This is a genomic window from Corallococcus sp. RDP092CA (assembly GCF_041903675.1).
Lineage (GTDB): Bacteria > Myxococcota > Myxococcia > Myxococcales > Myxococcaceae > Corallococcus.
Genome location: NZ_JAYESI010000002.1, coordinates 66548 through 83726, shown reverse-complemented (window position 1 = coordinate 83726; position 17179 = coordinate 66548). Strand labels below are relative to the sequence as shown.

The following is a 17179-nucleotide window of genomic DNA, read 5'->3' as shown; positions in this document are numbered from 1 at the left end:
GCTACGCCTTCGGAGGCCGCGCCTGGAGCGCCGCCTGGATGCCCTCCAGCGCGCCTGGGTCCTCGATGGTGGTGAGGTCGCCCGGCTCGCGCTGCTCCGCCACGGCCTGGATGCTGCGGCGGAGCAGCTTGCCCGAGCGCGTCTTGGGCAGGCCCGCCACCAGGTGCACCGCAGCGGGGCGGGCCACGGCGCCCAGCGTCCGGCCCACCGTGTCCATCAGCTCGCGCGAGAGGGCGGCGCGGTCCTCCTCGCGCACGAGGCGCGCGGGGTCCTTGGGCACGGCGAAGGCCATCACCACCTGGCCCTTGAGCTCGTCCTTCACGCCCACCACGGCCACCTCCGCGATGGCCGGGTGGCCGCTGATGGCCTCTTCAATCTCGCGCGTGCCCAGCCGGTGGCCCGCCACGTTGATGACGTCGTCCGTGCGGCCGAGGATGAAGTAGTCCCCGTCCTCGTCGCGCGTGGCCCAGTCGAAGGTGTTGTAGAGGGGCGTGTCGAAGCTGGAGAAGTACGTGGAGACGAAGCGCGCGTCGTCGCCCCACACCGTGGACAGGCAGCCCGGTGGCAGCGGGGGCTGAACCACCAGCACGCCCTTCTGGTTCGCCGCCGTCACCTCTTCGCCGCTCAGCCCGTCCACCAGCTTCACGCGGTAGCCGTAGATGGCCGTGCCCGGGGACCCCAGCTTGCGCTTGCGAGGCTCCACCCCGGGAACGGGCCCCAGGATGGGCCAGCCCGTCTCCGTCTGCCAGTAGTTGTCCAGCACCTGCGTGGACGGCAGCGCGTCGGAGATCCACGCGTGCGTGGGCGCGTCCAGCGGCTCGCCCGCGAGGAACAGGTAGCGCAGGCTGGACGTGTCGTGCTGCTTCAGGAACGCCGCGTCCTGCTTCTTCAGGATGCGGATGGCCGTGGGCGACGTGAACATCACGCGGACCTTGTGCTGCTCGATGAGCCGCCACCAGATGCCCGCGTCGGGCCGGATGGGCAGGCCCTCGTAGAGCACCGTCGTCATGCCGTTCAGCAGCGGGCCGTAGACGATGTACGAGTGGCCCACCACCCAGCCGATGTCCGAGGCCGTGAACATCGTCTCGCCCGGCTGGCCCGTGTAGATGTGGCGCATGGACGCGGCCAGCGCCACCGCGTAGCCGCCCGTGTCGCGCTGCACGCCCTTGGGCTTCCCGGTGGTGCCGGACGTGTAGAGGATGTAGCTGGGCTCGGAGGACTCCAGCCACTCCACCGGCACGCGGGCGCCTTCGTGCTGCTCCGCCAGCGTGGCGAAGTCCACGTCGCGCCCCTGCGTGACGGGGCTGTCCGGGACGAGCCCCCGGTGGAACACCAGCACGTGCGCGGGCGGGTGCTTCGCGAGCGTGAGCGCCTCGTCCACCAGCGGCTTGTACGGGACGACCCTGCCCGCGCGCATGCCCGCGTCCGTCGTCACCAGCAGGACGGGCGTCGCGTCGTCGATGCGCATGGCCAGGCTGTGCGCCGCGAAGCCGCCGAACACCACCGAGTGGATGGCCCCCAGCCGCGTGCAGGCGAGCAGCACGAAGAGGGCCTCCGGCACCATGGGCATGTAGACGATGACGCGGTCGCCGCGCCCCACGCCCAGCGAGCGCAGCATGGCCGCCGCCCGGTTCACCTCCCCGTGCAGTTGGGCGTAGGTGTACTGGCGGCGCTGCTCCGTCTCCGTGGACTCGAAGACGAGCGCCGGCTGGTCCGCGCGGGTGGCCAGGTGCCGGTCCACCGCGTTGTGGCACAGGTTGGTGCGCCCCCCGACGAACCAGCGCGCGAAGGGCGGCCGGGAGGCGTCCAGCACCGCGTCGAAGGGCCGCTCCCAGTCGATGAGGCGAGCCTGCTCCGCCCAGAACGCCTCCGGCGCTTCGATGGAGCGGCGGTAGAAGTCCAGATAGCTGCCCATGCGGACGCTCCTGCGAAGGGGATGTCCCTGGACGATAGGGGCGGGTCCTCCCGGGTGGGAAGGACGGCTCCCGGAAGATGCTCGGGAATAATCAGCACCGCGGGCGTAACCCCTTCAGCATTTCCACTGAAGGGGAGCCCACACCATGAAGCGTTCCACGCAGACGTTGGGGATGTCCGCCGCGCTGGTCCTGCTGGCCGTGCCCGTGGCCTACGCAGGGTCGAAGACGCAGTTCTTCGTGACCATCAACTCGACCGCCCGCACGGCCTACGGCGCGATGGGCACGGCGCGCAACAGCGCGGACACCGTCCAGAACATCTATTGCCGCACCTTCGCGGACGCGGCGTTGGGTGAGTCGGTGCGGTGCTTCGCCAACAACGCGGCGGGCGCCTCCGTGTCCTGCTACTCGTCCTCGCCGGCGCTCATCCGCAGCGTCCAGTCCGCCAACGACTCGGCCTACCTCTACTTCGCCTGGGACGCGAGCGGCGTCTGTCAGACCATCGACGTGCTCAAGGGCTCGCACCTGGAGCCGAAGGGGCCGTAGTCCCGCCGCTTGCGCCACGCCCCCGGAGCCTTCGATGAAGACCTTCCTCCAGACGCTGTTGTCACAGGTCCCGGGCATCGCGCTCGGCATCACCGGGGGCGTGGCGCTGACCTTCACCACCCTGGAGTCCCGCGTGGAGCAGTTGCTGGACGCGAAGCTGGAGGCGCAGCTCGCCCGGCTCCGCCCCCTCGTGCAGTCCCGCCCCGCGCCCGCGCCCGTGGTGACGCAGGCGGAGGACTCCCGCCAGGAGCTGCGGCTCATCCGTGAGCAACTCGCCGTGCTCGCGGCGAGGCCCCCCGCGCCGGCGCCTCCCCCGGAACCCGAGGACGACGTGCGCCCCGCCCCCACGCCCGACCCGGTGGAGGCCTCGCGCCAGGGGCAGCAGGTGCTGGCGGAAGCCCTCGGGAGGGGCCGCTGGACGGAGGCGGATCAGCAGCGCTTCCACCAGGCCCTCCGCGGCGGAACGCGCGAGGAGCTGGAGGCCCTGGAGCAGCGCCTGTCGCTGGCCATCAACAGCGGCCAGCTCCGGCCGGTGCTCGGCGACGAGCAGTAGGGCGCGAAGCGCCCGCCCGCGCGACCGGAGGCTCCGGGTGGTCCGCCCCCTTGCTCAGTGGCTCCAGTCCACCAGGTTGGAGAAGACCAGCTCCTCGGTGGCCACGAGGAAGTAGGCGCTCGTGTCCACGAAGCGCTGCCACGCGACGGGGCGCGCGCCGGTCGCGGTGTCCACCCAGTCCACGAAGCCTCCCACGACGCCATCGACGGACGTGTTGTTGACCCAGCAGCCGGAGCCGCTCGACGCGCCCAGCGCCGACAGGGCGAAGTTGTAGTGGCTCCAGGCGGCGCCATACAGGTCGTGGTAGTTGCCCGTGGCCCGGGCGATCTTCCACTGCGCGTCCGCGAGCTGGAGCGCGGAGCCCGGGTAGACCTTGGTGTCCGTGCCTCCCTGCGGCGTCCACTGGTGCACGCCGCCCGCGTAGCGCCCGCCCTGCACGCTCAGGTACGCGCCGTTGTACGCCTGCCCGGAGTTCCACCAGTCCGCGAGCTTCTTCGCGTAGGCCTCTCCCGGGTCCCGGGCGCTGAACTCATACGGAGCGAAGCCCGTCTGGTCCACGCCGCCGTTGTAGACGCCGTTGCCGCCGCCATCGAGGTACGCGTAGTAGTTGCCCCAGGAGCCCGGGTCCTGGGCGGCGGCCAGCAGGCCCGACACCGCGTTCGCCCGGTCGTTGTAGTAGGCCGCCGTCGCGCTGTCGCCGACCGCCGAGGCCCAGTGCGAGAAGGCCCGGAAGGCCGCCACCGCGTAGGAGCGGTCGATGGTCCAGGAGCCCAGGTGCGCGTTGATGTAGTCCGCCATCTGGTGCGCCAGCGCGTACTCCTGCGACTGGTAGTTGGCCCGGTCGCCGTTGGGCGAGTACAGGCAGTACTTGCGCATGGCGATGAGCACCTCCGCCGTGGCGGCGGCGCCGCCCGGGAACGTGCGGGTGATGTTCCCGTGGGCGTCATAGGTGACGAACTGCCCCCCTGGCGGCTGCATGAAGCCGACGCGCGTGACGCTCCCGTCCTGCTCCACCACGTGGTTCTGGGGGTTGCGCACCCAGCTCCAGAAGTAGCCGCTCAGCGCCGTCTTCGCCCGCGAGTCCAGGTCGCTGTTGCTGCGCCCCGCGGACACCAGCCGCTGGTAGCCATACAAGAGCCCGATGGCGCCGATGGCGGACGTCCCCGGATCCACGGCGTCCGCCTGGCCGTTGCCGATGCGCCAGTCATTCAGGGCGCCGTAGCCCGGCGACGCGCTGGAGACGGCCCCCACCGTGGGGTTGGCGGACGTGAACGAACACTGGGTGATGTACGAGCTCTCCATCCACACGTTGTCGTAACTGTCCGCGCGCGCCGACGACGAGACGAACAGGAGCTGTGCCGCGACGAGAGCCACCCAGAACCGCTGGAGAAGACGCATATCCGTCCTTGCTGGAGCCACCCACCGACCTTGATGAGCCCAGCCGCTCTATCACTTTTTTCATTGAATACAGGTCCAACGACTTCCCGGCGCGCGTCCGCCGGACGGGAGTGTCACGACGACGACGGCTGGAGCGCGCGGGGGCGTCATCGGCGCCGTGGGGCCTCCACCGGACCGGCTCGGGTACACTCGCGCCCTCGGGAAGGTCGTTCATGCCCGTCCAGGAGCCGCCGCATGCACGCCGCCCCTTCCGACTCCGCGGTCCTCCCGCCCCGGCTTCCCGCGGGGCTGCCGTGGGTGGGGCAGGGGCTGGAGTACCGGAAGGATCCGCTGGGCTTCTTCCTGCGCTACGCGGACCGGGGCGCGGTGGTGCGGACGCGCTTCGTGGGGACGGACATCTACCTGCTCAACACGTCGGAGGCCATCGAGCACGTGTTGGTGAAGAACTTCCGCAACTACCCCAAGGACGCCTTCCAGAAGCGCGCCCTGGAGGCGGTGGTGGGGCATGGCCTGTTCACCGGCCACGGTGACTTCTGGATGCTGCGGCGGCGGATGATGCAGCCGGCCTTCCACAAGAACCTGCTGGCCGCGCACGGGAGCGTGGCGGTGAAGGCCGCGAACACGTGGATGGCGGCGCGGCGGGAGGGGGCGGTCTTCGACGCGTATCCGGAGATGATGGCGCTGACCCTGGACGTGGTGGCGGGGACGCTCTTCGGCGCGAACCTCTCCGCGCAGGCGCGGGAGGTGGGGCGGGCCATGGAGTCGGTGATGCTGCATGCCCAGTTCCTCTTCGACACGCCCCTGCCGCTGCCCGCCTGGGTGCCCACGCCGGGACAGCGGCGGTTCCAGGCCGCCCTGCGCTCCCTGCACGCCATCGTGGACGCCGTGGTGGAGCGTCGGAGGAGGCAGGGAGGCCCTGGAGACGACCTGCTGGGCCTGCTGCTGGAGGCACAGGCGGAGGACGGCGAGCACCTGACGGACGCGCAGCTGCGCGACGAATGTCTGACCTTGATGATCGCCGGGCACGAGACGACGGCCGCCGCGCTGGCGCTCAGCCTGTGGCTGCTGGCGCGCCACCCGGAGGCGGAGGCCGCGCTGCGGCGGGAGCTGGCCACGGTGCTGGGAGGCCGTGAGCCCACGGTGGCGGACCTGCCGTCGCTGCCGTACTGCGAGCAGGTGGTGAAGGAGTCGCTGCGGCTGTATCCCCCCGCGTGGGGCATGAGCCGGGTGGCGGAGGCGGACGACCGGCTGGACGGCGTGCGCGTCCCCGCAGGGACGGTGGTCGCGTGGTCCCAGTGGGCGCTGCACCGGGACGCGCGCCACTTCCCGGAGCCGGAGGCCTTCCGTCCCGAGCGCTGGGCGGACGGGCTGGAGCGGCGCATCCCGCGCTTCGCGTACTGTCCGTTCGGAGGAGGCCCCAGGCTCTGCATCGGCGCGGGCTCCGCGCTGATGGTGATCCGCCTGGTGCTGGCCACGGTGCTCCAGCGCCTCCACTTCGACGCCGCGCCAGGCCCCGCGCCGGAGGTCCTCCCCGCCATCACCCTGCGCCCGAAGCACGGCATCCCGCTCACACCGCGGGCGGTGTAGCGCCCGGGTCGCCTACGCGTCCTCTCGGAGCCAGAACCAGCGTCCACTGGAACGAAGCGCTCCGCGGAGGAACTCAGCGAATGAACCCGCGATCTGACGGCAGTAGTCCGGGTTCGGGAACGCTTCATTGTAGCCATCGCGAATGGGATATCTGCCGTCCCGCTGATGGCTTACGTCGAGCAGGATGTAGTTGCTGTCCTGCACCTCGCCGATGGCGTACCAGGACGCGGGCCCTGCTCGGTCGGTGTCGTCCTTGCGCATCACCACCCGCGCACGGCGAATCCGTTCCAAGGGAAGGAATGAGAAGGCGGGGTCGACGGAGTCGAACAGGTCCGCGCCATCGCAGTGCAGATAGAAAGCGCGCAGCTCCGGGTCCAGGCGCCATCCCACCCTTTGCTCGAACGCATCGATTTGTTCCGGCGTCGCGGGTGGGCGTGCGTGGTGCAGACGTGACACCTCTTCGAGCATTTCCCTCATCGACATGGGCCTACTCTCCATAGGGATGATCCGTGCCCACCTGGGTCCACGGCGGCTCGTTGGCGTAGCACTGGTTATAGAGGCCAAAGAGATCGTTGTTTCCACTCTCCTCGGTGGTGATGGACGGTCGGAGCGGCGCATCAAGTGGCTCACGGAGGTTCGGATCCGGTGGACTCGGACTCCGGGCACTTCATCGACGCGCAGGCGAAGGCCCTCGGGGCCCTGGCGCACTGAGGAGCACGGCGGACGCTCAGCCCGCCATCCGTGACCAGTCGTCCTCGTGGGTGAAGAGCGTCACGCCCAGGCGCTCGCAGACGTCCGCGTGCGTCTGGGCGGCGGGGCCTCCCACCCAGAGGGGCAGGCCCTTGGGCAGCGCCTGCCGGATGTGGCCGAGCACGTCCTCGAACACCGTGGCGCCCTGGTTGGTCACCGCGGACAGGCCCACTACGTCTGGCCTCGCCCGCGCCACCGTCTCGCCCAGCCCCTCCGCCGGCACGCGCTGCCCCAACAGCGTCACCCGCAGGCCCGCGTACCGCAGCCGCAGCGCCGCGCCCAGCAGGCCAATCTCGTGCTCCTCCTCCGGGAAGCACGCCAGCACCGCGTGCTTGTGCCCTCCGCGAGGAGAGCCGTGCAGCAGGCTCACCAGCCGCTCGCGCACCACCTGCGTCACCAGGTGCTCCTGCGCCACCGTGAGGGCTCCCGCATGCCAACGCTCACCCACCTCGCGCTGCACCGGCACCAGCACGTCCTCGAAGGCCCTCAAGGGCGGCAGCGCCGCCAGCACTTCATCCAGGACGCGCACCACGCGGGGCTGGTCATACGCCTGGGCCGCGGACAGCACCGCCGCGCGCCACGTCTCCGGCTGCGACCCGGTCCGCTCCTCGGGGCCCTCGACGGGAGGGGGAGCGGCCACCTCCAGCTCCGCGCGCAGCTGGGGCAACAGCTTCGCCGCCTCGCTGATGGACACCCCCTCGTCCGTCAGCGCCTTGAGCCGCTTGAGCAGGGCCACGTCGCGGTCGGTGTAGACGCGGTAGCCCGCGGGCGTGCGCTCCGGCGCGAGCACCCCGTAGCGGCGCTCCCAGGCCCGGATGAGCTCCACCCGGACCCCCGACAGCTCCGCGGCGACGTGGATGCGATAGGTGCGCTCAGCCATGGTGTGGGTGCTTCATGGTCGGTTCTGCGCGTTTCGCGCCTGCTGCCAGACGGCGATGAGCTCCTCCGCGGACTCCGCGTACTGCGCGCCCAGGGTGAACAGCGCCTTCAGGTGCTCCCGCGCCCCAGGACCGCCTACCACCACCGGCGCGGGCACGCACGCCTGCATCGCCTCCGACAACACCGAGACGAAGTCCCCCACGTCCCGGCGGCGGCTGAACGACAGCGCCACCACGTCCGGGCGCACCTGCAGGCAGGCCCCCCGCAACGCCTCCGCGGGCGTGTCCGCCCCGAGCAGCGTCACCCGCCACCCCCGCGCCTTGAGGTGCACGCCCAGCGCGAGCAAGCCCCCCTCGTGGTGGTCCCTCGCCGGACACGCCAGGAGCCCCCGGGGCCCCTCCCCCACGCGCTCCATCCCCGTCAGCAGCATGCGCAGCCGATGCCGCACCAGCGCGGACGCCATGTGCTCGCGCGCCACGTCCAGGCGGGAGGCCATGTCCCGCAGCAGCGGGACGAGGACGGTATCGCAGCACGTGATGGCATCCAGCCCCGCCTGGGCCTCGGACAGCGCCGCGTCCGCGGCCTCCGAGTCCAGCTCCATCACCGCCGCCCAGAAGCGCTCCAGGTGCCTCGCTCCCGGCGGGCCGAACGTGCGGGGCTCGTCGCGCACCTGGGCGATGGCCTCGCTCACCGCGAGGCCCTCCTCCATCAGCTTCGCCACCCGGTGGACGGCGTCCAGCTCATCGCGCGAATAGACGCGGTAGTTGTTCTCGCTGCGCTCCGGGCGCGGGAAGCCGTAGCGGCGCTCCCAGGCGCGCAGCGTGGCCTCGCGGATGCCGGTGAGCCGGGCGATGGTGCGGATGCGCAGGCTCATGGGCCCAGGCCCCGCGCGCGGTCCCAGCGCTCCGCCACGCCGCGCGCCCCCGCCACCTTCCGCGTGAAGCCCTCCAGGCGGGTGGCCTCGGACACCCGCCGCACCACCGTCTCCAGCCCGCGCTGGAAGCGCTCGAGCGGCCCGGCCTCGTGGACCGCGCCCACCTCCAGCAGCACGTCCGGGCGCTCGTGCTCGAAGAAGGCGTAGCGGATGGCGATGGGCACGCACTCCGCCTTCGCCGCGCGGGCCAGCAGCTCCACGCCACGCTCCAGCCGCAGCGGGTGGACGCCGAAGGGCCGGTGCTCGCCTTCCGGGAAGACACACACGGCCGCTCGCGGCCTGCGCAGCAGCTCCTTCGCGTACCTCAGGGAGGCCAGGGACGACATCGCGTCCTGCTTGCGGATGCTGAAGGCGCCCATCTTCGTGTGGAAGGGGTAGCGGCGCAGAGTGTCCTCGTCCATCAGGCAGTAGCCGTCCCAACCCGCGACCTGGCAGAGCTGGTGTAGCACGAAGCCGTCCCACCAGTTGGTGTGGTTCAGGTAGACGAGCCGGCCCACGCCGTCGGCGGGCAGCTCGCCGCGCACCCACAGCCCCCGGAACGTCGAGCGGACCTTCCACCCGATGTACCGGTCCACGGCCCACCCGAAGGGCCCACCCTTGGCCGCGCGAATCAAGACGCCCGGGCCTCCCTGCGCCGCAGGAGCGCCGTGAACAGCGCGAGCCCCAGCGACACCAGCACGCTCGTGATGAGGAAGAAGAGGAGCTCCTCCAGCGGCACGGCGCCCACGGAGACGCCGATGTGGCGGCCCTCGCCGAAGCTCCAGATGCCGGCGGAGATGGCCAGGTGGTCCGCGACGGACAGGTACACGCCGATGACGAGCGCCGGAGGCAGCACCGCGCGCAGCACCTCGCCCGAGCGGGCCTTGTAGTGATGCACGAGCGCCGCCAGCTGGAGGGCCATCACCGGCAGCGTCCACGCCAGCAGGTGGACGAGGTACGCCCAGCGCGTCTCCATCATGGCGACACCTCGGAGGACTCCAGGGTCCGCTCCGCGTGGACGGGTTTCTGCGCCTCGGCGACGCGCTTCGCCAGCGCGCGCTCCAGCCGGTCGCGCGCCCACAGGCCCACGAGCAGCGTCTGGAGGCCGAAGAAGAGGTACTCCTCCAGCGGCAGGTAGCCCAGCTTCACGCCCCAGATGCGCTCCGGGTCGAAGCCCCACAGGCCCCACTTCACGGCCATGTTGTCCCACGGCGACGTGGCCGCGTAGACGATGATGAGCAGCAGGCCCAGGGGCGCGAGCCCGCGCCACGACAGCGTGCGGCGGTAGCGCGCGAGCAGGAACAGGATGGGCAGGACGACGAAGAGGCCCAGGAAGCGCGCGTAGGTCATCCCGGGCCTCCACTCCATCGCGGTGTCACGCGCACCATGCGTCCCCCAGCCTCCAGCGCGTAGGTATGGCCACGCCAGGTCACCCGCCCCTGCCGCGTCAGCGACGCCGCGAAGGCCGCGAGCAGCAGCAGCTCCCCCCGCACCCAGTCCGTCAGCGCGTGGCCCGTGTCCGCCACGCCGGGCACGCGGCTGAGCACGGCGAGGCGCAGCGACAGCAGCGTGCGCACGGCGACGAGCGCCCCCACCGTGAGCCAAACAGCGGGCTCGTGGAGCCACGCGGCCAGGAGCAGCAGCGGCACGGTGGGCGAGAAGAGCAGCGGCACGGTGGGGTACAGGCCGGGCCGGTGGCTCGCGAGCACCTGCATCCAGCGCGTGAAGCGCTCCAATGGCACACGCCAGGGCGTCCCGTGGGCCACGGGCACCCAGGCGGGCGCGAGGCTCAGCGCCACGTCCAGGCCGTGCGCGTGCAGCCGCTTCGCCAGCTCCAGGTCCTCGCCGATGTGGTCCGACAGGCCGACCAGCTCCTCCGCCGCGCGCGGTGACAGCCCGAGCGCCTTGCCACACACGGCCCGCGCGCCCGCGCTCATCGCATGCAGCGCGCGGAAGCTGTGATGCGTGCAGCGAAGCAGCCCGGCCATGGCGCGGCCGGCCGCGTCCAGCGCGCCCACGGGGGTAGGGGCGGCGGTGCTCAAGGCGACACCGGCCGCGAGCGGAGCGGCCAGCCCCTCCACCAGCGCGCCCGTCACCGCCACGTCCGCGTCCACCGCGAGCACCACCCTTCCGCGCACGTCCAGTGTCCCCAGCGCGTAGAGCAAGTGACCCACCTTGCGGTTGGGGCACACCGGGTCGCTCGGGAGCCAGCGCACGCCCGCGGCCAGACGCGGGCGGTAGGGAGCCAGCACCACCTGCTCCAGCGGCCCCGCGTAGTCGATGGGGCGTCCCAGGTTCTCCAGCTCCAGCGGCGTGGGCGCGTCCACGGGGCGCAGGAGCAGCACGGAGGGCAGCGGGCCTCCGACCGTCACGGGCGCGCGGCGGCACAGCCGCGCCAGCGCCACGGCGCTGAAGCCCCCGGCCACCGCCGCCCATCCGAGCGTGAAGAAGCCGAGCGCGTTCATGGCGCCCGCCCCACGCGCGTCCGGAAGTGCGCCATCCAGCGGATGAACGGGGAATGGAAGCGGCGGAAGTCCGCCACCTCGCCCAGCGTGTCCAGCGTGTCCCGCCTCGACTCCAGCCGCGCGTAGAAGGGCGACGACTCCAGCAGGCGCGGCGAGCCCACCACCTCATTGCCCGTGTGCAGCCTCGCGGGGATGCGCAACCCCCAGCCCGTCAGGGTCATGGGGCGCGCCTCGGGATCCGGGCCGCGCTCGCACACCACGCCCGAGGGCCCCGCCATCATGCGCACCGGCGCCACGCCATCCGGCAGGTGGTAGTCCACCGCCGTGTGGTCCGCGTGGTGCGTGCGCGCCCAATGCCAGCCGGACAGCCGCGCGCCCAGCAACTCCTGGCCGTGGTTCGTGTCGTGGTAGCCCAGCCCCTCCGCCGCCACGCCCAGCGTGGCCACCTCCAGCCGGGCCTCCGACCGGGGCGCCAGGGCCTGCCAGTAGTGCGGCAGGCCCGGCATGAGCTGCACCTCCGCGCCCCGCCCCGTCAGCGGCCGCAGCGTCAGGCTCGCGCGCACCGGGCGGCCCCACGGCGCCGTCCCGTCATCCACGTCCATGCGCACCGTGCCATCCACCGCGTGCGTCAACGTGGAGCGGCCGATGCGCAGCCGCCCCGGCCCTTGCAGCTCCACGCGCGGGTACTCGCTGAGCACCCACAACCTGCGCACCCCCTGGTGGTAGAGCGCGAAGTTCACCGCGCTGTACGCCAGCGGATGCCCTCCGCGCCTCGCCGCCACCGAGTAGCGCGGAGAGAACAACGACCCCAGCATGAAGATGCACACCGCGCTGTACGGCCCGGCGCTCACGTCCGCGTAGAACCAGCGATACGCCCCCGCCGTGTCCGGCAGCGCCGGCAACGCGCACGACTCCGGCGTCTCGGACGGGACGCTCTGGGCGAGGATGGCCTTCATGCGACCTCCCGCAGGTGCGCGGACGCCAGCTGGGCCGCGAACCGGCCCGACAGCATCACCAGCGGAACGCCGCCCCCCGGATGCGTGCCACCGCCCGCGAAGAACAGCCCCGGCGTGCCGCCCCGGATGCGCGGCCTGCGGAACGGACCGAAGCGGCCATGCGGCAGGAAGCCGTAGATGGAACCGCCCGGAGCCCCGCGCGCCGCCAGGTCCACCGGCGAGCGCTGCCCCACCACGCGCACGCGCCCCTTCAACGCCGGGTAGTGCCGCAGGAGCTTCTCGAACATCTGCTCGCGCACGCGCGCCGCGTCGGACTCCCACTCGCGGCGAGCCTGCTCCGCCCTGCCCTCCTCCACCGGCATGGCCGGTGCGTTCACCATCACGAACAGCCCCGTGCGGCCGGGCGGCGCCATGCCCGAGTCCGTGGCGGACGGGTTGCAGACATACACCGTGGGGTCCGCCGCGAGCTGCCCCGCGAAGAGCGCATCGAACTCCTTCCGGTAGTCCCCGCCGAACATCACCGCGTGGTGCGGGACCGCCGTGCGCCCCTCCACCTCCAGGAGCAACACGAAGCCGGACAGCGACAGCGGCTCCGACTCCCGGCGCAGCGCCGCCAGCGGATCCGCGTTCACCACCACGCTGTCGAACACCTCCGCCACAGGCTCCACGCGGTAGCCCCCGGCGACGCGCTCGAAGCGGGCGCGCGTGTCCAGGTGCACCGTCACGCCCAGCCGCCGCGCCGCCCGCCCCAGCGCCTCCACGAGCGCCCCCATGCCACCGCGCACGTGGTGCACGCCATACGCATGCTCGATGTGCGGGATGAGCGCGAACGCCGCGCTGGACGCATAGGGCGAGCCGCCCGCGTAGGTGGCGAAGCGCCCCACGTACTGCCGCAGGTGATGCGTCTGGAAGTGCTTCGCCGCCAGCGCGTGCAGCGTGTCCAGCTTCAGCCCCGCCAGCATCGCGCCAATGCCCCTGCGGGCCACGCGCGCCATGAAGCCGGCCATGCCCTCGAAGGGGGCCTCCAGGTAGGGCTCCCCCGCCGCGCGCCAGATGGCCGCGGCCTCCGCGTAGAAGGAGCGCACGCCCTTGCGCTCTACGGGGCGCAGCTCCGCGGCGCTGTCCGCCATGCGCTCCAGGTCCTTGTACGCCGTGAAGCCGCACCCGTCCGCGAAGTGGTAGGTGCACTGCGGCTCCAGCTCCGTGAACGGCGGCAGCAGGTCCAGCGCGTCCAACTGCTCGAAGGTGCCGCGCACCAGCGCCGGCAACGTGAGCAGCGTGGGCCCCGTGTCCAGCGTGAGCCCCTCCACCGTCACCGCCTGCGCCTTGCCTCCGAGGGACGGGCCGCCCTCGAACAGCGTCACCGCGTGCCCCTCCTTCGCGAGCAGGCCCGCGGCCGTCAGCCCGCCGATGCCGCCCCCGATCACCGCCACGCGCGAGGCCTTCATCGCGGACCTCCCGTGCCCGTGGACACCAGCGGCGCCGGCGCGGAGGGCAGCGGCAGGGACGCCTCCGGCAGCGCGGCCCGGGGCCGCAGGAGCACGGTCGCCGCCAGCGCCAGCTTGCGGCCCGTCGTCGTGTGCGCCCGGCCGCGGAACACGTCGTAGTCCCGCGCCTCGATGTCGCGCAGGATGTCGCCGTAGATGGCGCCCATCAGCCGCACCATCCGCTGGCTGCCGAAGCCGGTGAGGTGGCGCACCCCCGCCGCCGCGCGCGCGTAGTACGCCCGCGCGCGCTGGATTTGAAAGCGCATGAAGTCGCGCCACCTCGCGTCCACCCGCCCCGCGCGCAGGTCGTCCTCGGCGAGGCCAAAGGCGCGCAGCTCCTCCGAGGGCAGGTACACCCGGCCGCGCTCCAGGTCCTCGCGCACGTCGCGCAGGATGTTGGTGAGCTGCATCGCGCGGCCCAGGTCCGCCGCCGGCGCCACCGCGCGAGCGTCCTCGCAGCCCAGCACCGGCGTGAGCATCAACCCGACCACGCCCGCGACGCGGTAGCAGTACAGGTCCAGCTCCGCCCACGTGTCGTAGCGCTGCTTCGTCAGGTCCATCTCCATGCCGGAGATGAGGTCCTGGAAGGGCTGCTCGGGAATCCGGGCGCGGTGGATGGTGTGGCGCAGCGCCGCGAACTCGCTCGGGTCCCACGGCGACGGCGCGTCCGCGCGGGGCTGGCGCGCGGACGGCGGGCCCAGCGCCTCCGACGCCAGCTCCGGCAGCGGCAGGTACACCTCCGCCACGCGCTCGCGCGCCCAGGCCAGGCGCGTCGCCAGGTCCAGGGGCGCTCCGCCCGGCAGCGCGCTCTCGCCCGCGTCCACCAGGTCGTCCAGCCGGCGGCAGAAGGCATACAGCGCGAAGGCCGCCCTCCGCCGCTGCCCGAAGAGGAGATACGACGCGAAGTAGAAGCTCCTGGCGTGGTGGCGCGTGACGGCCCGGGCGCGCTGGTAGCCCCGCGCGATGAGCGCCGGAGCGGCGGTGTCGCTCATGCCGCCACCTCCACCGCCCGGACGCCTTCACGCGGCGCCAGCGCCACGCCCTGCTTGCGGGCCCACGCCGTCAGCCGCTCGGTGACGAGCCGCGCGGAGATGAGCACCGTGGGCAGGCCCGTGCCCGGCTGCGTGGAGGCCCCCACGAAGAACAGGTTCTTCACGCGCGGATCCACGTTGGCCGGACGGAAGGGGCCAATCTGGAAGAAGTTCTGCGCCAGCCCGAACGCGCTGCCGCGCGCCAGGTTGTACGTGCCCGCCCAGTCGTCCGGGGTGAAGACGCGCTCCACCTCGATGTCCGCCTCCAGGTCCGGGTACCCCAGCTCCGCCAGGCGCTGGAACACCTTCGCGCGCACCTGGGGGCCCTCCACCTTCCAGTCCAGCCCGGGGTGCTGGTGCGGCACCGGCACCAGCACGTAGAGCGAGTCCTTCCCCTCCGGCGCCAGCGAGGGGTCCGTGCGCGTGGGCACGTTGACGTAGAAGCTGGGGTCCTCCGGCACGCGGAAGCGCCGGAAGATGTCCTCGAAGGAGCCCGCGTAGTCCCGGCCGAACATCACGTTGTGATGCAGGAGGCCCGGCACCCGCCTCTTCATGCCCAGGTAGAGCATGTAGCCGCTGGAGGTGTAGCGGAGCTTCTCCCCCCGCTTGAGCGGCGCGTCCTTCGGGTCCAGCAGCTTCTCATACGCGTAGGGCAGGTCCGCGTTGCACAGCACCGCGTCCGCGGACACCACGTCACCGCCCGCGAGCCGCACGCCCGTGGCGCGCCCGCCCTCGGTGAGGATGCGCTCCACCGGCCGGCCGTAGTGCAGCGCCACGCCCTCCGCGCGCGCCAGCCGCTCCAGCGCGAGGGGAATGGCATACAGGCCGCCCTTCGGAAACCAGACGCCCACGCCCAGCTCGGTGAAGGGCAACAGGCCATACACCGCGGGCGCCTCAAAGGGAGACACGCCCAGGTACATGGTCTGGAAGGTCATCGCCGCGCGCAGCCGGTCGTCCTGGAAGAAGCGGCTGACGTCCGCGTACATGCGGCGGTGCGCGCGCGCCTTGAAGATCCGGGCCAGCACCCCGGGGGAGCAGTAGTCGCTCACGCCCTCGAAGTTGCGGCCCACGAAGTGGTCCAGGCTGATGCGGTACTGGTCGCGGCCCTGCGCGAGGAAGGCCAGGTAGCGCTGGAAGCCCCCCGGCTCCACGCGCTCCAGCTCGCGGCCCATGGCGCACAGCTCGGACGTGAAGGTGATGTCCGAGCCGTCCCGGAAGTGCACCCGGTAGTTCGGGTCGCACCGCACCAGCGTGAGGAAGTCCTCGATGCGCCGGCCCAGCGCGCGGAAGGTCTCCTCGAACACCTCCGGCATGAGCACGATGGTGGGGCCCACGTCCCAGGTGAAGCCATCCACCTGGAGCTGGTTGCACCGCCCCCCCGGGCCGCGCGTCTTCTCGAAGACCTGGACGTCGAACCCCTGCCGCGCGAGCCGCGCCGCCGCGGCCAGCCCGCCCACCCCCGCGCCCACCACCACCACCCGCTTGCCCTGTGCGCTCATGACGGTGTCCTCAAGCGGCGCGGTGCGACAGCCGGGCGATGAGGGTGTCCAGCAGGTCCCTCATGCCGTGGGGGTTGGGCAGGACCTGGAGACCGCGCCGGGCCGAGCGCGACGCCCGCTCCACCGCGCGCTCACACGCCGCGCGGCCGCCGAAGTCCGCCACCAGCTCCCGCGCGCGGGCCAGCGCCGCGCCGTCCTTGCGCTCCACCGGCAGCGCCCACAGCCGCTCCAGCTCCTCGCGGCCCGCGGGAGAGGCGCGCACGTACGCGGCCACGACGGGAAACGTGCGCTTGCCCTGCGTGAAGTCGCCGTCGGACGCCTTGCCCGCCACGGACGTGTCGCCGAACAGGCCGATGAGGTCGTCGCGCAGCTGGTACGCGAGCCCCACCGCGCGCCCCACCCGCTCCAAGCCCTGCTGGAGCGCCACGTCCGCGCCGCCCAGCATGGCGCCGCACACCAGCGGGGCGCTGAAGCCGTAGCGCGCCGTCTTGAGGTGCGCCACGCGCAGCGTCTGGAAGAGCGACACCTCCGCCAGCGGCGCGCGCGCCAGGTCCAGGTCCAGGTACTGCCCGGCGGCCGTGTGCCGGCACACGCCCAGGTAGTAGCGCGCCACCCGCGCCGCGCCCGGCAGGCCCGACTCCAGCATCGCCTCCAGCGCGCGCGCGAAGAGGTGGTCCCCCATCACCACCGCCAGGTCCTCGCCCGGGCGGCCCGGGGCCAGCATCCGGTGCAGCACCGGCCCACCCCGGCGCAGCTCCGCCTGATCCGCCACGTCGTCGTGGATGAGCAGGAACGTGTGCAGCAGCTCCAGCCCCGCGGCGAAGCGCCACAGCCCCGGCGGGACCGCCGTGCTCCCGCGCGCCAGCCCGTGCCCCGCCAGCACCAGCGCGGGCCTCAGCCGCTTCGCCGGCCGCAGCGCATAGGCCCGCGCCTGCGCCGCCGCCTGTGTCCAGCGCGCGTCCAGGGCCTGCTCGTCCGGCAGCTCGAAGAGCCGGGCGAGCGCGGACTCCACCTGCCCCTGCACGAGCTGCAGCCAGGCCTGCTCAAGGTGCGCGGCGCCGGCGGAGGTCTGCTGCACGTTGGGAAGCAGGGTGGCCATGAAGCGGATCTCCGAAGTCGGGAGCACGGCGGCAGCCTTTCCCCTAGAGGTAGCGTTTGCGTCCAGAGATTGTCAAGGCTATGTCCAATGTTTACCGAAAACC

At 72.4% G+C, this 17179-nt stretch carries 17 protein-coding genes; 3 read left to right on the top strand and 14 right to left on the bottom strand.

Annotation, left to right across the window (positions count from 1 at the left end; genetic code table 11):
• Position 1: 1 nt before the first annotated feature.
• Positions 2-1915 carry a propionate--CoA ligase gene (locus U8525_RS02705; protein WP_374260736.1) on the bottom strand — a complete coding sequence of 638 codons (1914 nt, stop codon included), beginning with the start codon at positions 1913-1915 and terminating at the stop codon, positions 2-4.
• A 145-nt stretch (positions 1916-2060) separates the two neighbouring features.
• Between U8525_RS02705 and U8525_RS02700 the strand changes: the two genes are divergently transcribed.
• A complete protein-coding gene (locus U8525_RS02700; protein WP_374260733.1) occupies positions 2061-2459 on the top strand; it encodes a hypothetical protein in 399 nt (132 codons plus the stop codon).
• A 34-nt stretch (positions 2460-2493) separates the two neighbouring features.
• Complete coding sequence (locus U8525_RS02695) at positions 2494-3012, top strand: hypothetical protein (RefSeq protein WP_374260730.1); 519 nt, start codon at positions 2494-2496, stop codon at positions 3010-3012.
• Between the two features lie 54 nt (positions 3013-3066).
• Here the strand turns inward: U8525_RS02695 and U8525_RS02690 are convergent, their stop codons facing one another.
• Positions 3067-4410, bottom strand: coding sequence for a hypothetical protein (locus U8525_RS02690; RefSeq protein ID WP_374260728.1), 1344 nt, complete (start codon positions 4408-4410; stop codon positions 3067-3069).
• Between the two features lie 234 nt (positions 4411-4644).
• Between U8525_RS02690 and U8525_RS02685 the strand changes: the two genes are divergently transcribed.
• The gene (locus U8525_RS02685; protein WP_374260725.1) at positions 4645-5997 is read left to right on the top strand and encodes a cytochrome P450; all 1353 of its coding nucleotides are present in this window, start codon (positions 4645-4647) and stop codon (positions 5995-5997) included.
• Between the two features lie 12 nt (positions 5998-6009).
• Here U8525_RS02685 and U8525_RS02680 read toward each other — a convergent pair whose 3' ends face one another.
• The 12 genes from U8525_RS02680 to U8525_RS02625 all read right to left on the bottom strand — a co-directional run bounded on the left by U8525_RS02680 (position 6010) and on the right by U8525_RS02625 (position 17076).
• A complete protein-coding gene (locus U8525_RS02680; RefSeq protein ID WP_374260723.1) occupies positions 6010-6480 on the bottom strand; it encodes an SMI1/KNR4 family protein in 471 nt (156 codons plus the stop codon).
• A gap of 244 nt (positions 6481-6724) precedes the next feature.
• Entirely contained in the window at positions 6725-7627 is a 903-nt protein-coding gene (locus U8525_RS02675) for a MerR family transcriptional regulator (protein ID WP_374260720.1), read from the bottom strand.
• Positions 7628-7639: 12 nt separating this feature from the next.
• Positions 7640-8500, bottom strand: a complete 861-nt coding sequence (locus U8525_RS02670) for a MerR family transcriptional regulator (RefSeq protein ID WP_374260717.1) — start codon at positions 8498-8500, stop codon at positions 7640-7642.
• A complete protein-coding gene (locus tag U8525_RS02665; RefSeq protein WP_374260714.1) occupies positions 8497-9174 on the bottom strand; it encodes a lysophospholipid acyltransferase family protein in 678 nt (225 codons plus the stop codon). The genes U8525_RS02670 and U8525_RS02665 overlap by 4 nt, the downstream gene beginning before the upstream one ends.
• A complete protein-coding gene (locus U8525_RS02660; RefSeq protein WP_374260712.1) occupies positions 9171-9518 on the bottom strand; it encodes a lycopene cyclase domain-containing protein in 348 nt (115 codons plus the stop codon). Before U8525_RS02660 ends, U8525_RS02665 begins: the two co-directional genes overlap by 4 nt.
• Positions 9515-9889: a lycopene cyclase domain-containing protein gene (locus U8525_RS02655; protein WP_374260710.1), complete on the bottom strand. Its 375-nt coding sequence runs from the start codon at positions 9887-9889 to the stop codon at positions 9515-9517. The genes U8525_RS02660 and U8525_RS02655 overlap by 4 nt, the downstream gene beginning before the upstream one ends.
• Positions 9886-11004, bottom strand: coding sequence for a glycosyltransferase (locus U8525_RS02650; protein ID WP_374260707.1), 1119 nt, complete (start codon positions 11002-11004; stop codon positions 9886-9888). The genes U8525_RS02655 and U8525_RS02650 overlap by 4 nt, the downstream gene beginning before the upstream one ends.
• Positions 11001-11960, bottom strand: a complete 960-nt coding sequence (locus U8525_RS02645) for a carotenoid 1,2-hydratase (protein WP_374260704.1) — start codon at positions 11958-11960, stop codon at positions 11001-11003. Before U8525_RS02645 ends, U8525_RS02650 begins: the two co-directional genes overlap by 4 nt.
• The gene (locus U8525_RS02640; RefSeq protein WP_374260701.1) at positions 11957-13408 is read right to left on the bottom strand and encodes a phytoene desaturase family protein; all 1452 of its coding nucleotides are present in this window, start codon (positions 13406-13408) and stop codon (positions 11957-11959) included. The genes U8525_RS02645 and U8525_RS02640 overlap by 4 nt, the downstream gene beginning before the upstream one ends.
• Positions 13405-14439 (bottom strand): phytoene/squalene synthase family protein, encoded by a 1035-nt coding sequence (locus U8525_RS02635; RefSeq protein ID WP_374260697.1) that lies wholly within the window; start codon positions 14437-14439, stop codon positions 13405-13407. Before U8525_RS02635 ends, U8525_RS02640 begins: the two co-directional genes overlap by 4 nt.
• On the bottom strand, positions 14436-15977 hold the full coding sequence (locus tag U8525_RS02630; protein ID WP_374260694.1) for a phytoene desaturase family protein: 1542 nt from the start codon (positions 15975-15977) through the stop codon (positions 14436-14438). The genes U8525_RS02635 and U8525_RS02630 overlap by 4 nt, the downstream gene beginning before the upstream one ends.
• Positions 15978-15987: 10 nt before the next feature.
• The gene (locus tag U8525_RS02625; protein WP_374260692.1) at positions 15988-17076 is read right to left on the bottom strand and encodes a polyprenyl synthetase family protein; all 1089 of its coding nucleotides are present in this window, start codon (positions 17074-17076) and stop codon (positions 15988-15990) included.
• Positions 17077-17179: the final 103 nt, after the last annotated feature.